Source organism: Chryseobacterium sp. AC405b (genome assembly GCF_979258685.1).
In genome coordinates this window covers 3351661-3370334 of the sequence record NZ_OZ409877.1, presented here as the reverse complement: position 1 = coordinate 3370334, position 18674 = coordinate 3351661, and the positions used below count along the sequence as shown (strand labels likewise).

Genomic DNA, 18674 nt, shown 5'->3' with positions numbered 1-18674 from the left:
TTAATGTAAACACAAATGTATTTAAATATTATTAAATTAAAAATAAAAATTCTTCTCTGAATATCAAAGAAGAATTTATTTTACATAAGATTGAATTGCTACTCTAAATTATAATGAATCAGCTGATTAATTTCATGATCTCCAAAGCAACTTTCAACGCTTCAGTCCCGTCTTCCAAAGAAACTTCAACGTTTTTGTCTTCTAAAATGGCCTCTGCAAAAGAATTAAGCTCGTCTAAAATCGCATTATTAGGCTGAATATTTGGATATTCAAATAAAATCTGATTTTTCTCACCTTCCGCATTTTCGATAATCATGTCAAACGGAGTAGGATTTTCCGGAGCATCTTTCATCCTGATCACTTCTGCTTTTTTCTCTAAGAAATCTACAGAAACATAAGCATCTTTCTGGAAAAATCTGCTTTTTCTCATCGCTTTCATAGAGATTCTTGACGTCGTAAGATTAGCAACACATCCATTTTCAAACTCGATTCTTGCATTGGCAATATCCGGACTTTTACTTACCACACAAACGCCGCTTGCATGGATGTTTTTCACTTTAGATTTTACAACACTTAATAAAATATCCAGATCATGTATCATTAAATCCAAAACTACAGAAACGTCTGTTCCGCGCGGATTAAATTCTGCCAAACGGTGAATTTCAATAAACATCGGATTCTGAATATAATCTTTTGCCCCAATAAAAGCCGGATTGTATCTTTCAACGTGTCCTACTTGTGCTTTTATCCCAAATTCACGGCATTTGTAAAGAATTTCTTCTGCCTGTTGAAGCGTTTGCGTAATTGGTTTTTCAATAAAAAAGTGAAGACCTTTTTCAATGGCTTTCAAAGCATAATCGTAATGATAAAGCGTTGGAGTCACAATATCCAGCATTTCAATCTTACTCAGCAACTCTTCCAGATTTTCAAAATATTTGTAACCAAATTCGGCTTCCAGTTTTTTACCGTTTTCCGCATCTTTATCATGGAAACCTATAAGTTCGTATTTATCAGACTGATTCAGAAGTCGTAAATGTATTTTTCCCAAATGTCCGGCTCCCACCAAACCTGCTTTCAACATAGTTTTTAATTTTTGTAAATATAGTAATTTTAGGTATTCGGAAACAGATGATAGGTTTTAGGTTGATCAATAGCGATTGTTTTGCTATTTTTGTGAGAACTCTATTATCAAGACTCTAAAAATTACTCAATAATAATGCAGGATTCATTCGCACATAAAGGAAAAAGAAAAATTTTGGTTGAATATCTTCGTCAGAGAATCGGTATCTCAGACGAAAATGTACTTTCGGCGATGAATGAAGTTCCGAGACATCTTTTTATAGAAAGTATTTTTGAAGATTTTGCTTATGAAGACCGTGCATTTCCTATTTTGGCACATCAGACGATTTCGCATCCTTCAACGGTTGCCGAGCAGTCTGAACTTCTGCAATTGAAAGCAGGCGAAAAAGTGCTTGAAATTGGAACCGGCTGTGGTTATCAAACTGCCGTTTTACTGGCAATGAAAGGATTGGTATATACAGTTGAAAGACAGAAAGATTTGTTTGATTATTCGAAGAAAAAATTCAGAGAACTGCATTTGCACCCGAAGTTTCAGAGTTTTGGAGACGGTTTTGCGGGATTGCCGACTTTCGCCCCTTTCGATAAAATTATTGTGACTTGTGGAGCGGCAGTTTTACCTATCGAATTATTAAAACAATTAAAAGTTGGCGGAAAAATGGTGATTCCTTTGGGACCCACAGACGAGCAGGTTTTATTTAGATTTACTAAAGTCTCACCTACAGAAATTGAAAAAGAAGAGTTCGGTGCATACAAATTTGTTCCGATGTTAAATAATACAAACCAATAAATCATGATCAATCCGGAAATCCTCGATTATAACAATTTACATTCAGATTCAGATAAAGAAATCTGCGTATTGCTTTCTGCAATAATTGATGGTGAAATAAGCGGTGCAGAAAATAAAATCTGGCACGCTCATCCCGTTTGGTTTTTAGACGGAAACCCGATTGTTGGGTACAGTAAGCAGAAAAAAGGAATCCGCCTTATGTTTTGGAGCGGAAAATCTTTTTATGAAGAAAAACTGAATGTAGAAGGAGGGAAATTTCAGGATGCTTCGGTGTTTTTCAATGATAAAAGTGAAATTGATGAAGAGGATATAAAAAGATGGCTGAAAAAATCAGTAGAAATTCAGTGGGATTATAAAAATATTGTAAAAAGAAAGGGTGAGCTAATCAGACTGAAATGATATTTTCGGAACGAAAATTGAACTTCAGTTTAAATGAAATTAAAGATTTAAAAATAAATAATAGAAACCTCACTTGTAAAAGTTGTGAGGTTTTTTGTTTTTAAATAATCACCTAATACATCAACCCATCACATGAAAGTTTTCATCAATAAAAGAATTCCCCAAATAGGAATTACCATGCTGAAAGAAGCAGGATTAGAAGTAACCGTTTCAGAAAACCCTGAATTAGTTCAGGAAGAATGGCTGAAATATTGTAAAAATACAGACGTAATTCTTAACGTTGGACAAAATAAATACGATAAAGAATTTTTTGAAGAATTTCCTAATGTAAAAGCGATTGCATTGTATTCAGTAGGTTTTGATCATGTTGACATCCAGGAAGCGATTCAGAGAAATATTCCTGTAGGAAATACACCGGAAGTATTAAGCAGAGCAACTTCAGATGTCGCATTTCTCCTGATGCAATCTGTTGCCAGAAGAGCAGGTTATTATTTACAAAAGGTAAAAGATGGAAATTGGGGAGAGTTTGATCCGCTTCACGAATTAGGTCAGGAGTTATACGGAAAAACTCTGGGTGTTTTCGGGTTGGGAAGAATCGGTTTTGAGATGGCTGAAAAATGTAAAAAAGCTTTTGATATGAATATTATTTATCATAACAGAAGTCATCATGATGAAGCTGAAAAAGAACTTGGAGCAAAATATGTTTCGTTTGAAGAATTGGTGAGTGAATCAGATGTTTTAAGTATTCATGCTAATTTTACTGAGGAACATTCAGAGCTTTTTAATCAATCTGTTTTCGAAAAAATGAAACCAAATGCAATCTTTATCAATACAGCAAGAGGCGGTTTTCATAATCAGAAAGATTTGTATAATGCCTTGATTTCAGAAAAAATCTGGGGAGCTGGTTTGGATGTCACAAATCCGGAGCCGATTGAAGTAGATGATCCTATTCTGAAACTTTCAAATGTTTGTATTTTGCCGCATATCGGCTCGGCAACTATTGAAGCCAGAAACGGGATGGCAAAATTAGCCGCTGAAAATATCATCGCTTTCTCTAAAGATGAAAAAATGCCTCACTGTGCTAATCCCGAAGTTTATAAAAATTAAAAGATAGGTTGGAATCATTTTTGACATAATTACAGCAACACTAAAAAATATGATTATGAGCACACAAGACAATGCTGAAGAGCAACAAAGAAAACTTGCAGAGATGGATTACAATCCGGGCGAAGATATTTTTAACAAAGAAGAGCATATCCCTTTAGACGGCGATGGGAATCCAATTATGAATCCTGATCACGTTAATGACGGAATGCCTTTCGGATTAGATGTTCCCGGTGCTGAAGATGACGATAATTTTGAGCAGATAACCAGTCAGCTGCCGGATGAGGAAAATGATTTTTATAATTTAAGTGAAGATGAGGATGAAAATGAGGAAGATAATGATGATATTATAGAATAAAATACATAATTTTAATAAAAAAATAAAACTGTCTCTATGAGATGGTTTTTTTTCGTTAATATATATTAAATTATAGTAAATAAATATTTTATATTGTTGATTTAACATTAAAAATATTTTACTTTTGTTAAGTGTTAAACAATAAACGATTATTGTTTAATTGTATGTTAATTGCAAATCTGTCCAATATGAAAAAATATCTATCCATTATATTTTTAGTAATCTTTGTATCAGTCTTTTCTCAAAATCCAATTCAGGTAAAGATTAAAGATGCTGCAGGTAATGAAAACTATCATGTAACCTGTACTAATGATCTTGATGCCAGTGGCTGTCTTCAACTTCATGTGGAATTTCCTGTATTAAAAGAGACAAACACATATGCAGTGACTCCGGAAGTTTATAATCCTGCAATTCCTCTCAATCAAGGTACATCTCTCAATGCGAGCTTTGATGACTTGTTTGCCGTAAAATTGGATCTCCCGTTTTCTTTTTGTTTTTTTAATCAGAATTTTAATGCTCTTGTTGTTGGCTCAAACGGGATGGTTACTTTTGATCTCGCTCAGCTCGGAAATATTAATTATCCCAATGTTTTCTGGCAAAACCCAAACCCGAGTCTTCCTAAAAATTCAATCTTCGGGGTTTATCATGATATGGTTTTTGCAAATGGTGACAGTTCAGAAATTTATTATTCTACGGTAGGAACTGTACCCTACAGAAAATTTGTCATTAATTTTTATGACGGTAGAGTAGCAGGCTGTACAGACCGTTCTTCATCACAGATTGTCCTGCATGAGACCACCAATATTGTTGAAGTTTTTGTTGATAAAAAACTGACCCCTTGCGCAACGAGAAAATTTGAAAATGCTTTGATAGGAATCATGAATAATGACGGCACTTTAGGCTATTCTCCACCTTCAAGAAATACAGGAAATTGGGAGTCGTTGCAGGAAGCTTACAAGTTTACCCCAACAGGAAATGCCATTCAGCCGGAAGTTGCCTGGACTAATTCTGCAGGGCAGGTTGTAGCAAACGGTGTACAAACCAATATTTGCCCGACCCAAAATGAAACATACACCGCAACAGTTAAATTTAATGTTTGTGGAAGCAGTTTTCTTAATTTTACAGACGATTTTATCCTTAGTTTTGATGCAAGTTATCCTGTTGCAAAAAATTACAGCCAGAATTTTTGCGGAAATGCTCCGATCAATATTAACCTGAATGATTTTAAACCAAATGTAACCTCACAAAACCCTGCCAACTTCAATTTTACCTATCATTCCACGTTGCAGGATGCACAGACCAACCAGAATGCATTACCATCAAATTATAGTTTGACTTCTAATTCAATATTTTATGTAAGAATTCAGAATCCGAATGTTCCGGGTTGTTTTAGAGTTGCCGTTCTTACCCTTAATTTTTTAAGTAAAAATCTGATTACAGATATTATTTCGCTTTGTGATACGAATAATGACGGTGTTGAAAATTCGTATGATCTGACTTTATTAAACAACCTGATTCTTGCACCGGGAACTACCGGAATTACGTATCATGCAACCCAAAATGATGCTCAGAATAATAACAATGCTATCGTAACTGCTAATATTACGTCTACTACAAAAATTTGGGTTAGATTACAGGAAGCAAATTGTGTGTATGTTTTAGGACCTTTGAATTTCCTTTTCAAACCGGGTGTTAATGCCAATTCTATTGGTATTTATTCGTACACGGTGTGTGATATCAATGATAATAATTTAGAGCCTTTTGATTTTGCATTGAACCTTGGACCTTTAATTTCCACTCAACCGGGAGCAGTTTTTACGACCTATAGTACTTTTGCTGGAGCATTTAGCGGAACAGGTCCATTGCTCGGAACCATCAAGGATGGGTTACAAACAGTTTTTATCAGAGTGCAAATTCCGGGAGGATGTTTTACAGTAATTTCTGTGAACATGAATGTAACTTTTACGCAGATTAAAGCCAATGAAAAAAATGAATACATCTGTTTCAACGGGACCGAAGATGTGAGTTTTAATTTGCAGACGCTTTCTGCCAATATGCTTATACAACCCGCTACAGTTCCGGTCACAGCGTTTTATGCAACGTATGGTGATGCAGAACTGGAGAATAATCCTATTGCTCCCAACCAGACCATAACGACCAACGGTAATTTTGTAACACAGACCTATTATATTCGTTTTGAACAGTCGAATGAATGTTATACCATAAGAGCCATCAATGTTAATTTGGTTCATCCGGTGATCGTTTCGTCAAATTTCAGTATTTGTGATTTTAATAATGATAATTCAGAAAACGCTTTGCTCACACCATTTTCCGGTGCGATAATCGGTAGCCAGAATGCAAGTGTTTTATTTTATCTGAATCTTTCGGATGCTCAGTCAGGAAATAATCCTGTGACGAATGCCACAATCTCCGGAAATACTCAGGTTTTTGTAAAAATTACCTCTTATAACTGCTCCCAGATTTATCCGGTAAACTTCTCGCTGGTTTCCACTCCAGCCGTGAATTCTACTGTAAATGTTTCATTAAATAATATCTGTGATAACAATAATGATGGGGTAGAAAATTATAACCTTACCCTTTCGCAACCACAGATTTATAACGGATCATCAAATGTTGCTTTTACTTATTACACAGCTTATGATCCCGCTACTCATACGTTTTCAGGTGAAATCACCAATCCGGCACAATTTCCGGTGCAGGGAAGTGCTACGGTTTTTGTAAAAGTAAAATTTAATAATAGCGAATGTTTCTCAGTGTCTCAGCTGAATATTCAAATGACGTTTTTACCTGCAGTTGTATTGTCAAATGCTGTTTTGAACAAGTGTGATGAAGATTTTAACTTAAGCGAAAATTTTCAGTTGAATGATGCGGTTCCACAACTGTTTTTACCAGCTCAGAATACCTATGCGCTTTCTGATATGAACATTTCGTATTATCTCACATCAGCCGAAGCAAATGCAGGAAATTCAGCGAATCAGATTGGCAGTTCTTTTACGGCAAATGTTTCTACATTACAGGTTTGGGTAAGATTTCAGTCAACTACGACAGGTTGCTTTTCTGTAGCATCCATTCAGTTAAACACCTATTTTCCTCCAAAAGCGATCAACTCATCCATCATAATTTGTGACGATAATTTAGACGGAACCTATGAAGTAAACCTTTTGAATTACACCAATTTATATGTTGATATCCCAAATCAGATCAATACATTCAGTTTTTATCTGAATCTGCAGGATGCTCAAAATGGAGTAAATGCAATTGCAAATCCTGCTAATTTTACGGCTCAGCCTTTCCCGACTCAGATTTGGGTGAAAATTCAGAATATTCCTGGTTGTGATGATATTGCCATAATCAATTTTACGATCGGAAATAAAGTTGTGCTTCAGAATGCAGGACCGTTTAATTTAAATAACGTCTGTGATAATGGTAATGACGGAATTGAAAATGTAAATCTGACTCAGTTTCAACAACAGATGTATTCTGGCAGTAACGTGGTGTTTTCATATTATCCGTCTCTGTCAGATTTAAATGCGGGAACCAATGTTATTGCCAATCCGGGAAGTTATTCTTTTAACCAAAATTCAGGTTCGAATATCATTTATGTAAAAGTGAGTGTTCCTGGGTTCTGTGCTGAAGTGAGCACGATCAAAATTTCTTTAAAGAAAGTACCGATATTTGAAATTCCGACACAATATTTCTGTCCGGGAGAAAGCTTCACCCATACCGTAAAAGTTGAAGGGCATATCATCATAAGTTATGTATGGACAAATCCTTCAGGGCAAGTAGTTTCAAACACCAATACAGTTACAGGAAATATGGTTGGAAATTATTCTTTAACTGTTACGTCAGATAACGGCTGTACTTATACGGTAACTTTTGAGGCGAAATATTATGATGTTCCGGTTATTCAGCAGCTTGTTGCCAGTGGAAATAGCTTCACCGTCACGGCTACAGGTTCACAACCGATTTTGTATTCTATAGACGGAATCACATGGCAGTCAAGTAATGTTTTCTACAATTTACCTACCGGAATTACCACGTTCTATGTGAAATATGTGGAAGGTAAATGTATCATCAAACAGGATGGAGTGATTTTAGATATTAAAAATGCAATCACACCAAATGGTGACGGTGTGAATGATAAATGGATTGTCAAGAATCTTCATGTATTCGGAACTAAAATGACCAATGTAAAGGTATTTGACAGATATCAATATCTGATTTTCGAGCAAAATACGAATACTCAAATCATCTGGGACGGAACCATCGCCGGAAGACCAATCCCGACCTCAAGTTATTGGTATGTAATCACGCTTCCGGATGGAAGATCATTTACCGGATGGATTCTCGTAAAAAACACTAATTAATCTTAAATAATTGACAACAAAACCTCATTGATTTCAGTGAGGTTTTTTATGTTTAAATTAATTATCAGCAGCACAAAAATTCCCCTCCTCTGGAGGGGTGGCGAAAATTCCAAAGGAATTTTTGACGGGGTGGTTTAAAAACGGAATCAAACTTCAAGATTTTATTATTCTTTATTTATAAACTACCCCGTCTAAATTTTTAAGGAAAATTTATCCACCCCTCCAGAGGAGGGGAATTCATGTTATGGAAGGCTCTGCGTCAAGAATGAAATTCATCACCAGGTATATTTTCTCATTTGAGTTGCAGGAATTTTCTAATTTGAATATCTTTAAAACCACAAAAAAGCCAACAACAATCAACCAGTAATACTCAACTATAAATGACTTTCCAACAACAGATACAGCAGGGAATTCCCGCAGAATTACCTCAGTCCAAACCATACGATAATAATATCAATCATGCTCCGAAACGTAAAGAAATTTTAACGGAAGAAGAGAAAATATTAGCCTTAAAGAATGCTTTGCGTTATTTCGAACCTCAGTTTCATGCAGAATTGTTGCCGGAATTTAAAGAGGAATTGGAAAAATACGGCAGAATTTACATGTATCGCTTTCGTCCGGATTACGAGATGAAAGCAAGAGATATTGCAGAATATCCCGGAAAATCTGAACAGGCAAAAGCAATCATGCTGATGATCCAGAACAACCTGGATTATGCGGTGGCTCAACATCCGCACGAATTGATTACTTACGGTGGAAATGGTGCGGTATTTTCAAACTGGGCTCAATATCTTCTGACCATGAAATATCTGTCAGAAATGACCGACGAACAAACGTTGACCATGTATTCCGGTCATCCGATGGGATTGTTTCCTTCTCACAAAGATGCTCCGAGAGTTGTAGTGACGAATGGAATGATGATCCCCAATTATTCCAAACCGGATGATTGGGAAAAATTCAATGCATTGGGTGTTTCTCAGTATGGACAAATGACCGCAGGAAGTTATATGTACATCGGTCCGCAGGGAATTGTTCACGGAACGACCATTACGGTTTTGAATGCTTTCAGAAAAATAAATAAAGAACCGAAAGGCGGATTATTCGTTACCTCGGGTTTAGGCGGAATGTCCGGAGCGCAGCCCAAGGCAGGAAATATTGCAGGTTGCGTTACAGTTTGTGCAGAAGTGAATCCTAAAATTACAAAGATTCGTCACGAACAAAAATGGGTGAATGAAATCCACGAAAATCTGGATGAGCTGGTAGAAAGAGTGAGAAAAGCACAGGAAAACAAAGAAGCAGTTTCGTTAGCTTATCTTGGAAATATCGTTGAGGTTTGGGAGAAGTTTGATGAAGAAAATTTACGAATCGATATCGGTTCAGATCAGACTTCGCTTCACAATCCTTGGGCGGGAGGTTATTATCCGGCCGGACAAACCTTTGAGGAATCCAATACGATGATGGCAGAAAATCCTGAATTATTCAAGGAAAAAGTGCAGGAAACGTTGAAAAGACACGCTGCAGCCATCAATAAACACACCGAAAAAGGAACGTATTTCTTCGATTACGGAAATGCCTTTTTACTCGAAGCTTCAAGAGCCGGAGCCGATGTCATGTCAGACAATCCGACGATTGGGAGAGAATTCAGATACGCATCTTATGTTCAGGATATTATGGGACCGATGTGTTTTGATTATGGTTTCGGGCCGTTCCGTTGGGTTTGCGCAAGCGGAAAACCGGAAGATTTACAGAAAACAGATGAAATTGCCTGTCAGGTTTTGGAGGAAATGATTAAATCGTCACCCGAAGAAATTCAACAGCAGATGAAAGACAATATCACTTGGATTAAAGGTGCTCAGGAAAATAAATTGGTGGTTGGTTCGCAAGCGAGAATTCTATACGCCGATGCAGAAGGAAGAATGAAAATTGCAGAAGCTTTCAACAATGCTATTAAAAACGGAGAAATCGGAGCGGTAGTTTTGGGAAGAGACCATCACGATGTTTCGGGAACGGATTCTCCGTACAGAGAGACTTCCAACATTTATGACGGTTCAAGATTTACGGCTGACATGGCGATCCAGAATGTAATTGGTGACAGTTTCCGTGGGGCGACTTGGGTGAGTATTCACAACGGAGGCGGCGTTGGTTGGGGAGAAGTGATCAACGGTGGTTTCGGGATGTTGCTCGATGGAAGCGATGATGCCGACAGAAGATTAAAATCTATGCTTTTCTGGGACGTCAACAACGGAATTTCCCGAAGAAGCTGGGCAAGAAATGAAGGCGCAGTTTTCGCCATCAAAAGAGCAATGGAAGCAGAGCCGAATTTAAAAGTGACGCTGCCGAATTTTGTGGATGAGAGTTTGTTTTAGCACCGTCATTGCGAGGAAGAATGACGAAGCAATCTGTTGAATTAGTTTACCATTTTGAAAGGATTGCTTCTCTTTGCTCGCAATGACTGAACATATAAAAACCTGCCGAAAAGCAGGTTTTTTGTATTAAAAAGATGACTATCTATTTCCCTTAAAAGTTACCCCAAGAGAAACCACAGGTTTTGTAAACTGATTTCCGTTGGCAACATCTCCATTTCCGAAAACGAACTGATAACCGGCTCGTGTGGTAATATACACCGATATATTCTCCTTAGTCATGGTTCCTAATTTCAATGAAAAATCAACTCCACCCTGAATACTGTAAAAAAGATCACGGTTGAGTCTTCGGGGAACTTCGTATTCATTTACTAACCAGATGCCGTCAATTTCACTGTATGATATTTCAGTAGTTTTTTCGTCGGGATTCACAAGATTTAAAAAATACACCCCTGTTGAAAGATACGTGCTGAAAAAAATCTTTTCCGTATTAACAAGGTCGTTTTGCGCCAGAACATTAAGAATGATATGATTGGATCGTGTTCTGTTGGCTAAATACCCGAAATTTTCAGAATGTTTTTCGCGGGTAAAACTCAATGCTCCTCCCAATGAAACACGGTCACTAATGTAAGATCTTGCGTTGAGGTGTAATGCAGGTTGATATGTCCGGATCGCTGGCTGCCATTCTATTCCTCCAAAAAATGCAATCTTATCTTTTTGTGCAAAATACATTTGACAGCTGAGTAAAAATACCAGAATATAAAGTGCTTTTTTCATGACAAAGAATTTTAAGGTTAAACTCATAAGAATGGAAAAATAATTTCTGAGAAAGATTTTATCATCACTCTTTATTAATAAGACTTTAGAATTCTGAAAAGGTTGCCTTAGTTCATAACTTTTGTAGAAAATAAGAAAACCTGCTGTAAGGCAGGTTTTTTATGAAGTTTTCTACTCATAATTTGTTACTGTTGAGAGAATCTCCGCTTTGTAATTATAAATTTCATCCAGTGAACCCAGAAGCTTTTTTTCGCCATTATCTTTACCGTTGTTGAATAACTCAATATATTTATTTGACGAGTTAAAATGCAATCGGCAAATTGGTTTTCTGTTATTGTCATCAAGCAATACTCCGAAATAAGATTGTGTATCTCTGAAAGCTATACGGGGTGATGATAAAACTTCTCTTAAAATTGCTTTTACAATCTGAGATCCTTCAACCTCTTCTTCAGTGGTAATAAATTTAGCAGTTTCAATATTACTATCTACCGAAGGGATTTGATCTTGTGTTTTGGAAGGAACTGTTTCAGTAATATTTAATGCATTCTTCAATCTGAAATTAATTGATTCATTGATAGAATTTGAAAATGCTTTTTTGGTATACTCTTTAAAAGCAACCATTCTAGATGCGATAAGTGGTTTTTCAAAAAATCTATTGACCAATAGTTTTACCATTTCATCAGTTGGTTCTTGTAATTCTTTTTCAAACTCATTTCGTATAGCTTTAATATATTTTAAATCTTCAGCAGAATCTAAAATCTGTTCCAAATTATACCCATTTTTAGTAAAATTTTCCAGTATTCTTAAACTTGAATCTTTTAAATTTGATAAATCTAATGTAAAGAATGGCTTTTCATCCATAATATTTGGCTTTTCTAAATCTGCATAAAAGTTATATACATGACCATTTGTTAGAACTCCAAATTTTGATTTTGATACATGATAATATCTGTGTAATTGAGAATTATGTGCATCAACTTTTTCTTTCCAATGCTTACACTCAATAATAAGAATTGGTTCGTTATCTTTTTTAATCACATAATCTATTTTCTCACCTTTTTTTGTTCCGATATCACAAATATGTTCTGGAATAACTTCAGTCGGATTAAATATATCATATCCCAATATCTGGATAAATGGCATTACAAAGGCATTTTTTGTTGCTTCTTCTGTATTTATTTGATCTTTTAGGGCATCAACTCTTTCATGTAGTTGCTGTAATTTTAGTTTTAAATCTGTTTCCATTGTTTATATTAGTTTTTGAAATTATTAGTATTTTAGTTTTTTGATTAAATTAATGTGAGTAAATATAATATTTTATTCAATAGTTTATATAAGATAACTCAAATAATTAATTTTATGGAAATTATCAGTTAATTTTTAAGTTCTCAGTTCATCACAATTCAAACTCACCGCACACAAACCTCCCAACCTCCTATAAAACAACCCTCCTGCAACTGCATTCCCCACAAAATGTTTTAAACTAAAGCAGAATTATTCTTTCAGAATTTTACTCGAACTGACGGCTTTTAATAACAATATTTCAAGAATTTTAAGGTGATCTAACATTCATTTTTATAGGTAAAAGAAAATTATGATTATATTTGTCTCATAAAATGATATCAAAAAAGATAAAATAATGATAGCAGAAATAGAAAAATTTATAGAAATACAAAACAATATTGATGAGATTCTTAAAAATTCTCCCTTCAAAATGTCATATATTATAGAGAAATCAGGAATCAAAAAACCTACTTTTTTTAAGAAATTAAAAGAAAAAAGATTTACACCGGAAGAACTTTTAGTCATTTCAAAAACCATTGAACCTAAAGAATGGAGAAATGAAACTAAAGAAGAAATTCTGGAATCTTTTGTAAGAGCTGAAGAAGATTTTAAAAACGGAAAAATTTACACCTACGACCAAGTGAAAGAGCGTTCCAGAAAAAGATTAGAAGACTATAGAAATGGAAATTCAATTAAGTAAGGAAGCCTTTGATGATCTGGATAAAATTGAAAACTATCTTTTAAGAAGGTGGAATGACAAAGTACTGGAAGATTTCAATTCTAAATTTGACAACTGCTTGCAAATCATTTTAGACGGCGTTGCAATATTTCAAAATTATGAAGATACAGATTACCAAAAAATGCTTATAACAAGGCATAATACGCTTGTTTATATTATTGAAAATGATGTTTTGAAAATCATTAGAATTCTCCAAAACTTCCAAGATCCAGAAGATAATTACAAATCTATTAATGAATAACAAAAAAACTCATTAGTCACTAAGTTTTCCAATTTCAATAAAACCATATTAAATTTCATTCAAAAACCTTTTAAATAGAGCAAATCAATAAGTTTGCTATTCCGAAAGTCGATCTTAAACTCTAACTTTATTCTTTTAAAACTTCAAATTCCAATTATTAAAAAGAAAAAATTTATGAGCGCAGCAGATACACGATCATTTCAGGAAATTTTTAAAAGCGAAAACGAAATCCCCGAAGAGTACAAAGTTCAGGAAATTCACCAGAGAGTTTATTTGTTAAATGGCGAATTGGTAGAATGGAAAGGCGATGTTACCGAAATTTATTCGCCAGTCTGCATTCGTACAGAAAATGGTCTGGAAAGAAAACTACTGGGAAGCATCCCAAACATCGGTCAACAGGAAGCGATGGAAGTGCTTGATGCATCAGTAAAAGCCTACAATAACGGTCTTGGCGAATGGCCAACCATGTCTGTGGAAGGTCGCATCAAATGTATGCAAAAGTTTGTATATCTGATGATTAAAGAACGTGATCTTATCATCAAATTACTGATGTGGGAAATCGGAAAAACTTTGCCGGATTCTACGAAAGAATTTGACCGTACCGTAGATTACATCAACCAAACTATTGATGCGTTAAAAGATCTGGATCGAGAATCATCCCGTTTCCAGCAGGCGGAAGGAACGATTGCACAAATCAGGAGAGCACCACTTGGAGTGGTTTTGAGCATGGGACCGTTCAATTATCCTTTAAACGAGATTTTCACCACATTGATTCCCGCGTTGATTATGGGAAATACGATTATTTTTAAACTTCCCAAGCATGGTGTTTTAGCGCATTATCCATTATTAAATGCTTTCAAAGAAGCTTTTCCGAAGGGAACAGTAAATACACTATACGGCAAAGGTGCAGAAATTATCACCCCGATTATGGAAAGCGGAAAAGTAAATGTTCTCGCATTCATCGGATCAAGTAAAGTTGCAAACGGACTGAAAAAACTACACCCGAAAGTCAACAGATTGAGAGCTATTCTGAGTTTAGATGCCAAAAATGCTGCGATTGTAACCAAAAATGCCAATCTTGATATTGCAGTGAGCGAAATTATTCTCGGAGCGCTTTCTTTTAACGGACAGCGTTGTACAGCTTTAAAATTAATCTTCGTACAAAAAGATGTTGCTGAAGAATTTACTGCTAAATTAAACAAAGCCGTTTCCGAATTAAAACCCGGATTACCGTGGGAAAAAGATGTGAAAATCACACCGCTTCCTGAAGTCAACAAACCGCCATATCTTCGTGAATGTATCGAAGATGCGTTGTCAAAAGGCGCAAAAGTTTTGAATGATAATGGGGGTTACAATGAGAAATCTTTTGTATTTCCTGCCGTCGTTTATCCGGTAAACAGTGATATGAAACTGTATCATGAAGAACAGTTCGGGCCAATTATTCCTGTTGTTCCTTTTGAAACGATTGAAGAGCCGATCGATTATCAGGTCAATGCTTCTCATGGAATGCAGGTGAGTATTTTCAGTGAAGATGCACAGGAAGTTTCAAAACTGATTGATCCTTTTGTAAACTTGGTGAGCCGTGTAAATATCAACTGTCAGGCGCAACGTGGTCCGGATGTTTTTCCTTTTACCGGAAGAAAAGACAGCGCAGAAGGTACACTTTCAGTGTTTGATGCGCTTCGTTCGTTCTCCATCAGATCACTGGTAGCTGCAAAGTCTACGGAGTCCAACAAAAATCTTTTGAATACGATTGTAAGAGATCATGATTCTAATTTTTTGAGTACGGATTATCTGTTTTGAATTGACAATTTTATATCACAAACCTGCAGTAATGCAGGTTTTTTTGTTTATTCATTAAGAGCTTAAAGATTATTCCGAAACTTGGTAAAACCCGTTTTCCACTTGGTGAATAGTTTTTGGATACTACTTTATATGTATATATTTGTTTGATGAATTGGATCCGGATTTTTGTATTGATTCTGATGATTTCTGTGAGTAGTTTGTATTCACAGAACAGAACTACGCAGGAAGTTGTTGCAGAAACCGCCAAACTCAAAAAAGCAGTCGATAACAAAGATGAATCTGCCGAAGCCAATTCTTATTACAACATCGGAGAAACTTTTTACAACAACGGAAATTTCTCTAAAAGCGAAGAGTATTTTATTAAGTCTAAAAACATTTATGAAAAGCTGAATGATAAGCAAAACCTTGAAAAAGTTACCCGCAAACTCGCTCAGTCACAGGAAAATCAGAACAAACTAAAATCAGCTGTAAAAAACTACGAGAGTGCTTCAAATATCGGATATTCAAAATCAAGAAAGGTCTTAAATGCCAATGATGCTTCCAGACTTTCATCACCGGTTGCAGAAGACAGAGCTGAAGCCATTCAAAACAATATTCAGCTCAGTGAGAAAGAAAATAATAAAGAAAATCTTGCAGCCAGTTACAGCCAGATGGCAGAAGTGAATGCAGAACAAAAAAATATTCCTAAAGCTGAAGAAAACTTCAATAATGCTTACAAAATTTCGAAAGATATTGAACCCCAACAGGCGTTGGCAATCAACCAGAAACTTACAGATTTTTATGTAGAAAATAAGAATTTTGATAAAGCTATTAAAGCCAAAAAAGCAGTATTAAAAGAAGACTTTGTAAATGATAATTCGCAGAAAAAAGTAGAGCAAATTCAGGAACTTGCCGAGATTTATATTAAGAAAAATGACCCGAAGGAAGCAATTATCTTACTCAGAAATGCTTATGATATTGCTTTAAATAAAGGACACACTTTGGAAGCGCAAAAAAGCGTCAAAAAACTCGACAGTCTGTATTCAATTTCACAAAATACAGATGCTTCGGTACAGTTGTATCGTGACTTCCTGGGACAGTTGCCCGATTTGGTTTCCAAAGACCGAAGCCTGGTTGATAATAAAATTCTGGAAGATACCGAACAGCGCATTTCACAGCTTGAAAAAGAAAAACAGCTGAAAGATGAGCTGATCCGTAAGAAAAATATCTTCAACTACAGCCTGATTGCAGCACTGGCAGTTTTATCTGTTTTAATATTTTTTATTTTCAGAACGTTGAAAAAAGTTCAGATCAAAAATAAAAAAATTGCTTTACAGTCATTGAGGCGTGAGATGAATCCGCATTTTATTTTTAACAGTTTAAATTCTGTCAATCATTTTATCGCTACCAATAATGAGCTGGAAGCCAATCAATATCTTACAAAATTCTCTAAACTGATGCGTGGAGTGATGGAAAATTCTGCTGAAGACTTTATCCCGTTTCACCAGGAACTTGATTTGCTTCAGAATTATCTGGCTTTGGAAAAAACTCGTTTTACAGATAAATTTGATTACGAAATTGTGGTTGATGAAAATATAAACCAACAAAATCTTCAGATTCCGGGAATGATGGTTCAGCCTTTTTTAGAAAATGCAATCTGGCACGGATTGCGTTACAGAACAGAAAGAGGATTTTTGAAACTTCATTTCACAAACGAAAACCAGTATTTAAAAATCACCATACAAGACAACGGAATTGGTATTGAAGAAAGTAAAAAACAGAAAACAACTCACCAGAAAAACCGTGAAGGCCGTGGAATGAAGAATACTTTGGAAAGAATCAGATTGCTCAACGATTTGTACAAAAAAGATATTGTTTGTACTGTAAAAGATTCTGAAAATGGTGTTTTGGTTGAAATTAAATATAAGTTATAAATAATGTTGAGATCTCTTAAGGATGACTGTAAACTAACTCCGGCAAATTAAAACTTAATTCCTGACACTCATGAAAATAAAATCTGTAATCGTAGATGACGAAAAAATTGCAAGAGAAGTTTTAAGAAATTATCTCACAAAATACTGTCCGCAAATTGAGATTTTAGGCGAGGCAGAAAATATCAAAGATGCCGTTCCGTTGATTGCAGAATTGCAGCCACAGTTGGTTTTTTTGGATGTTGAAATGCCTTTCGGGAACGCTTTTGATGTGCTGGAAGCTACTAAAGAATTTTCTTACGAAACGATTTTTATCACAGCATTTTCGCATTATTCTCTTCAGGCTTTAAACAAATCTGCGAGTTATTATATTCTCAAACCGATTGATATTCAGGAGTTAATTTTGGCGGTCAATAAAGTCGCAGAAAGTTTAGAAAAGAATGAAGAGCTTAACCGTAACAAAATTCTTCTTGAAAATTTAAAATTAAAACCAGAAAAACAACAGTTGATTCTCCCGACTTTGCAGGGTTTTGATGTGGTAAAGACCGAAGATATTGTAAGACTTCAGGCAGACGGAAATTTCACTCAGGTTTATCTTACCGATCATTCAAAAAAAATGGTTTGCAGATTCTTAAAACATTTCGATGATTTGCTTGAAAATCCTTTTGTGAGAGTTCACCGTTCGCATATCATCAATACCAATTTTGTAAAATCTTACCACAAAAGCGGAACGGCAACGTTGTCTGATAACACTGAAATAGAAGTTTCCGGCAGTTTTAAAGAGCAGTTTTTGAAAATTTTTTCATAGTTGGTTTATCCGTTTGTAGCTTTTTATAATTCGCCAAAAGCCAGGTAAGGCATCATTTTTGAATTTCCAAATACAAATAAAGCATTATGAAAACTTTTCAGAAAATAGCTGCTGCAGTTTCTTTAGGTATTGTCGGATTATTAATTGTCAATTCGTGTTCGGTAGGAATTCCGAAGGGAGCAACGGCAGTTAAAAATTTTAATTCAGATAAATATCTCGGAAAATGGTACGAAATTGCCCGTTTTGATTTCAAATTTGAAAAAAACATGGATAATGTGACAGCCAATTATTCTTTAAATCCTGATGGATCAATAAGAGTTCAGAACAGAGGCTATAATTACGTTAAAAAAGAATGGAAAGAATCAATCGGTGAAGCAAGATTCGTTAATGATCAATCTGAAGCGAGATTGAAAGTTTCATTTTTCAAACCGATTTGGGCTGGTTATAATGTGATTGATATTGATGATGATTACCAAAATGCTTTGGTTGTAGGAAACAGCACAAAATACATGTGGATTTTATCCCGAAACAAAGAAGTTTCCAATAGCATCAGAGAAAGATTTTTAGCAAAAGCACAAAAATTAGGTTTTAATACCAATGAACTAATTTGGGTAAAGCATAATTAAAACA

At 35.3% G+C, this 18674-nt stretch carries 15 protein-coding genes; 12 read left to right on the top strand and 3 right to left on the bottom strand.

Annotation, left to right across the window (positions count from 1 at the left end; all coding sequences use genetic code 11):
* Positions 1-118: 118 nt before the first annotated feature.
* Positions 119-1081 (bottom strand): Gfo/Idh/MocA family protein, encoded by a 963-nt coding sequence (locus ACZZZA_RS15970; RefSeq protein WP_463433442.1) that lies wholly within the window; start codon positions 1079-1081, stop codon positions 119-121.
* Positions 1082-1216: 135 nt separating this feature from the next.
* Here ACZZZA_RS15970 and ACZZZA_RS15965 point away from each other — a divergent pair, with 135 nt between their 5' ends.
* The 6 genes from ACZZZA_RS15965 to ACZZZA_RS15940 all read left to right on the top strand — a co-directional run bounded on the left by ACZZZA_RS15965 (position 1217) and on the right by ACZZZA_RS15940 (position 10482).
* A complete protein-coding gene (locus ACZZZA_RS15965) occupies positions 1217-1867 on the top strand; it encodes a protein-L-isoaspartate(D-aspartate) O-methyltransferase (protein WP_463433440.1) in 651 nt (216 codons plus the stop codon).
* Between the two features lie 3 nt (positions 1868-1870).
* On the top strand, positions 1871-2266 hold the full coding sequence (locus ACZZZA_RS15960) for a DUF1801 domain-containing protein (protein ID WP_463433438.1): 396 nt from the start codon (positions 1871-1873) through the stop codon (positions 2264-2266).
* Between the two features lie 132 nt (positions 2267-2398).
* Entirely contained in the window at positions 2399-3373 is a 975-nt protein-coding gene (locus ACZZZA_RS15955; protein WP_463433436.1) for a 2-hydroxyacid dehydrogenase, read from the top strand.
* A 55-nt stretch (positions 3374-3428) separates the two neighbouring features.
* On the top strand, positions 3429-3728 hold the full coding sequence (locus tag ACZZZA_RS15950) for a hypothetical protein (RefSeq protein ID WP_463433434.1): 300 nt from the start codon (positions 3429-3431) through the stop codon (positions 3726-3728).
* Positions 3729-3916: 188 nt separating this feature from the next.
* A complete protein-coding gene (locus ACZZZA_RS15945) occupies positions 3917-8116 on the top strand; it encodes a T9SS type B sorting domain-containing protein (RefSeq protein ID WP_463433432.1) in 4200 nt (1399 codons plus the stop codon).
* 380 nt (positions 8117-8496) lie between these two features.
* Complete coding sequence (locus ACZZZA_RS15940) at positions 8497-10482, top strand: urocanate hydratase (RefSeq protein WP_463433430.1); 1986 nt, start codon at positions 8497-8499, stop codon at positions 10480-10482.
* Between the two features lie 138 nt (positions 10483-10620).
* Here the strand turns inward: ACZZZA_RS15940 and ACZZZA_RS15935 are convergent, their stop codons facing one another.
* On the bottom strand, positions 10621-11256 hold the full coding sequence (locus ACZZZA_RS15935; protein WP_463433429.1) for a hypothetical protein: 636 nt from the start codon (positions 11254-11256) through the stop codon (positions 10621-10623).
* 171 nt (positions 11257-11427) lie between these two features.
* Entirely contained in the window at positions 11428-12501 is a 1074-nt protein-coding gene (locus ACZZZA_RS15930) for a type I restriction endonuclease (protein ID WP_463433428.1), read from the bottom strand.
* Between the two features lie 394 nt (positions 12502-12895).
* Here ACZZZA_RS15930 and ACZZZA_RS15925 point away from each other — a divergent pair, with 394 nt between their 5' ends.
* From ACZZZA_RS15925 to ACZZZA_RS15900, 6 genes are all read left to right on the top strand, one after another.
* Entirely contained in the window at positions 12896-13240 is a 345-nt protein-coding gene (locus tag ACZZZA_RS15925; RefSeq protein WP_463433426.1) for a hypothetical protein, read from the top strand.
* Positions 13221-13520, top strand: a complete 300-nt coding sequence (locus ACZZZA_RS15920; RefSeq protein ID WP_463433425.1) for a type II toxin-antitoxin system RelE/ParE family toxin — start codon at positions 13221-13223, stop codon at positions 13518-13520. Before ACZZZA_RS15925 ends, ACZZZA_RS15920 begins: the two co-directional genes overlap by 20 nt.
* 174 nt (positions 13521-13694) lie before the next feature.
* A complete protein-coding gene (locus ACZZZA_RS15915; RefSeq protein ID WP_463433423.1) occupies positions 13695-15323 on the top strand; it encodes an NADP-dependent glyceraldehyde-3-phosphate dehydrogenase in 1629 nt (542 codons plus the stop codon).
* Between the two features lie 149 nt (positions 15324-15472).
* Positions 15473-17239, top strand: coding sequence for a tetratricopeptide repeat-containing sensor histidine kinase (locus ACZZZA_RS15910; RefSeq protein ID WP_463433421.1), 1767 nt, complete (start codon positions 15473-15475; stop codon positions 17237-17239).
* Positions 17240-17309: 70 nt separating this feature from the next.
* Positions 17310-18044, top strand: coding sequence for a LytR/AlgR family response regulator transcription factor (locus ACZZZA_RS15905; protein WP_463433419.1), 735 nt, complete (start codon positions 17310-17312; stop codon positions 18042-18044).
* 86 nt (positions 18045-18130) lie between these two features.
* Entirely contained in the window at positions 18131-18670 is a 540-nt protein-coding gene (locus ACZZZA_RS15900; protein ID WP_463433417.1) for a lipocalin family protein, read from the top strand.
* The last annotated feature ends 4 nt before the right edge of the window (positions 18671-18674 follow it).

Excerpts from the sequence above, each read along its gene's own strand:
- ACZZZA_RS15970 (WP_463433442.1), bottom strand. The coding sequence starts at position 1,081 with ATGTTGAAAGCAGGTTTGGTGGGAGCCGGACATTTGGGAAAAATACAT.
- ACZZZA_RS15965 (WP_463433440.1), top strand. The coding sequence starts at position 1,217 with ATGCAGGATTCATTCGCACATAAAGGAAAAAGAAAAATTTTGGTTGAA.
- ACZZZA_RS15960 (WP_463433438.1), top strand. The coding sequence starts at position 1,871 with ATGATCAATCCGGAAATCCTCGATTATAACAATTTACATTCAGATTCA.
- ACZZZA_RS15955 (WP_463433436.1), top strand. The coding sequence starts at position 2,399 with ATGAAAGTTTTCATCAATAAAAGAATTCCCCAAATAGGAATTACCATG.
- ACZZZA_RS15950 (WP_463433434.1), top strand. The coding sequence starts at position 3,429 with ATGAGCACACAAGACAATGCTGAAGAGCAACAAAGAAAACTTGCAGAG.
- ACZZZA_RS15945 (WP_463433432.1), top strand. The coding sequence starts at position 3,917 with ATGAAAAAATATCTATCCATTATATTTTTAGTAATCTTTGTATCAGTC.
- ACZZZA_RS15940 (WP_463433430.1), top strand. The coding sequence starts at position 8,497 with ATGACTTTCCAACAACAGATACAGCAGGGAATTCCCGCAGAATTACCT.
- ACZZZA_RS15935 (WP_463433429.1), bottom strand. The coding sequence starts at position 11,256 with ATGAAAAAAGCACTTTATATTCTGGTATTTTTACTCAGCTGTCAAATG.
- ACZZZA_RS15930 (WP_463433428.1), bottom strand. The coding sequence starts at position 12,501 with ATGGAAACAGATTTAAAACTAAAATTACAGCAACTACATGAAAGAGTT.
- ACZZZA_RS15925 (WP_463433426.1), top strand. The coding sequence starts at position 12,896 with ATGATAGCAGAAATAGAAAAATTTATAGAAATACAAAACAATATTGAT.
- ACZZZA_RS15920 (WP_463433425.1), top strand. The coding sequence starts at position 13,221 with ATGGAAATTCAATTAAGTAAGGAAGCCTTTGATGATCTGGATAAAATT.
- ACZZZA_RS15915 (WP_463433423.1), top strand. The coding sequence starts at position 13,695 with ATGAGCGCAGCAGATACACGATCATTTCAGGAAATTTTTAAAAGCGAA.
- ACZZZA_RS15910 (WP_463433421.1), top strand. The coding sequence starts at position 15,473 with ATGAATTGGATCCGGATTTTTGTATTGATTCTGATGATTTCTGTGAGT.
- ACZZZA_RS15905 (WP_463433419.1), top strand. The coding sequence starts at position 17,310 with ATGAAAATAAAATCTGTAATCGTAGATGACGAAAAAATTGCAAGAGAA.
- ACZZZA_RS15900 (WP_463433417.1), top strand. The coding sequence starts at position 18,131 with ATGAAAACTTTTCAGAAAATAGCTGCTGCAGTTTCTTTAGGTATTGTC.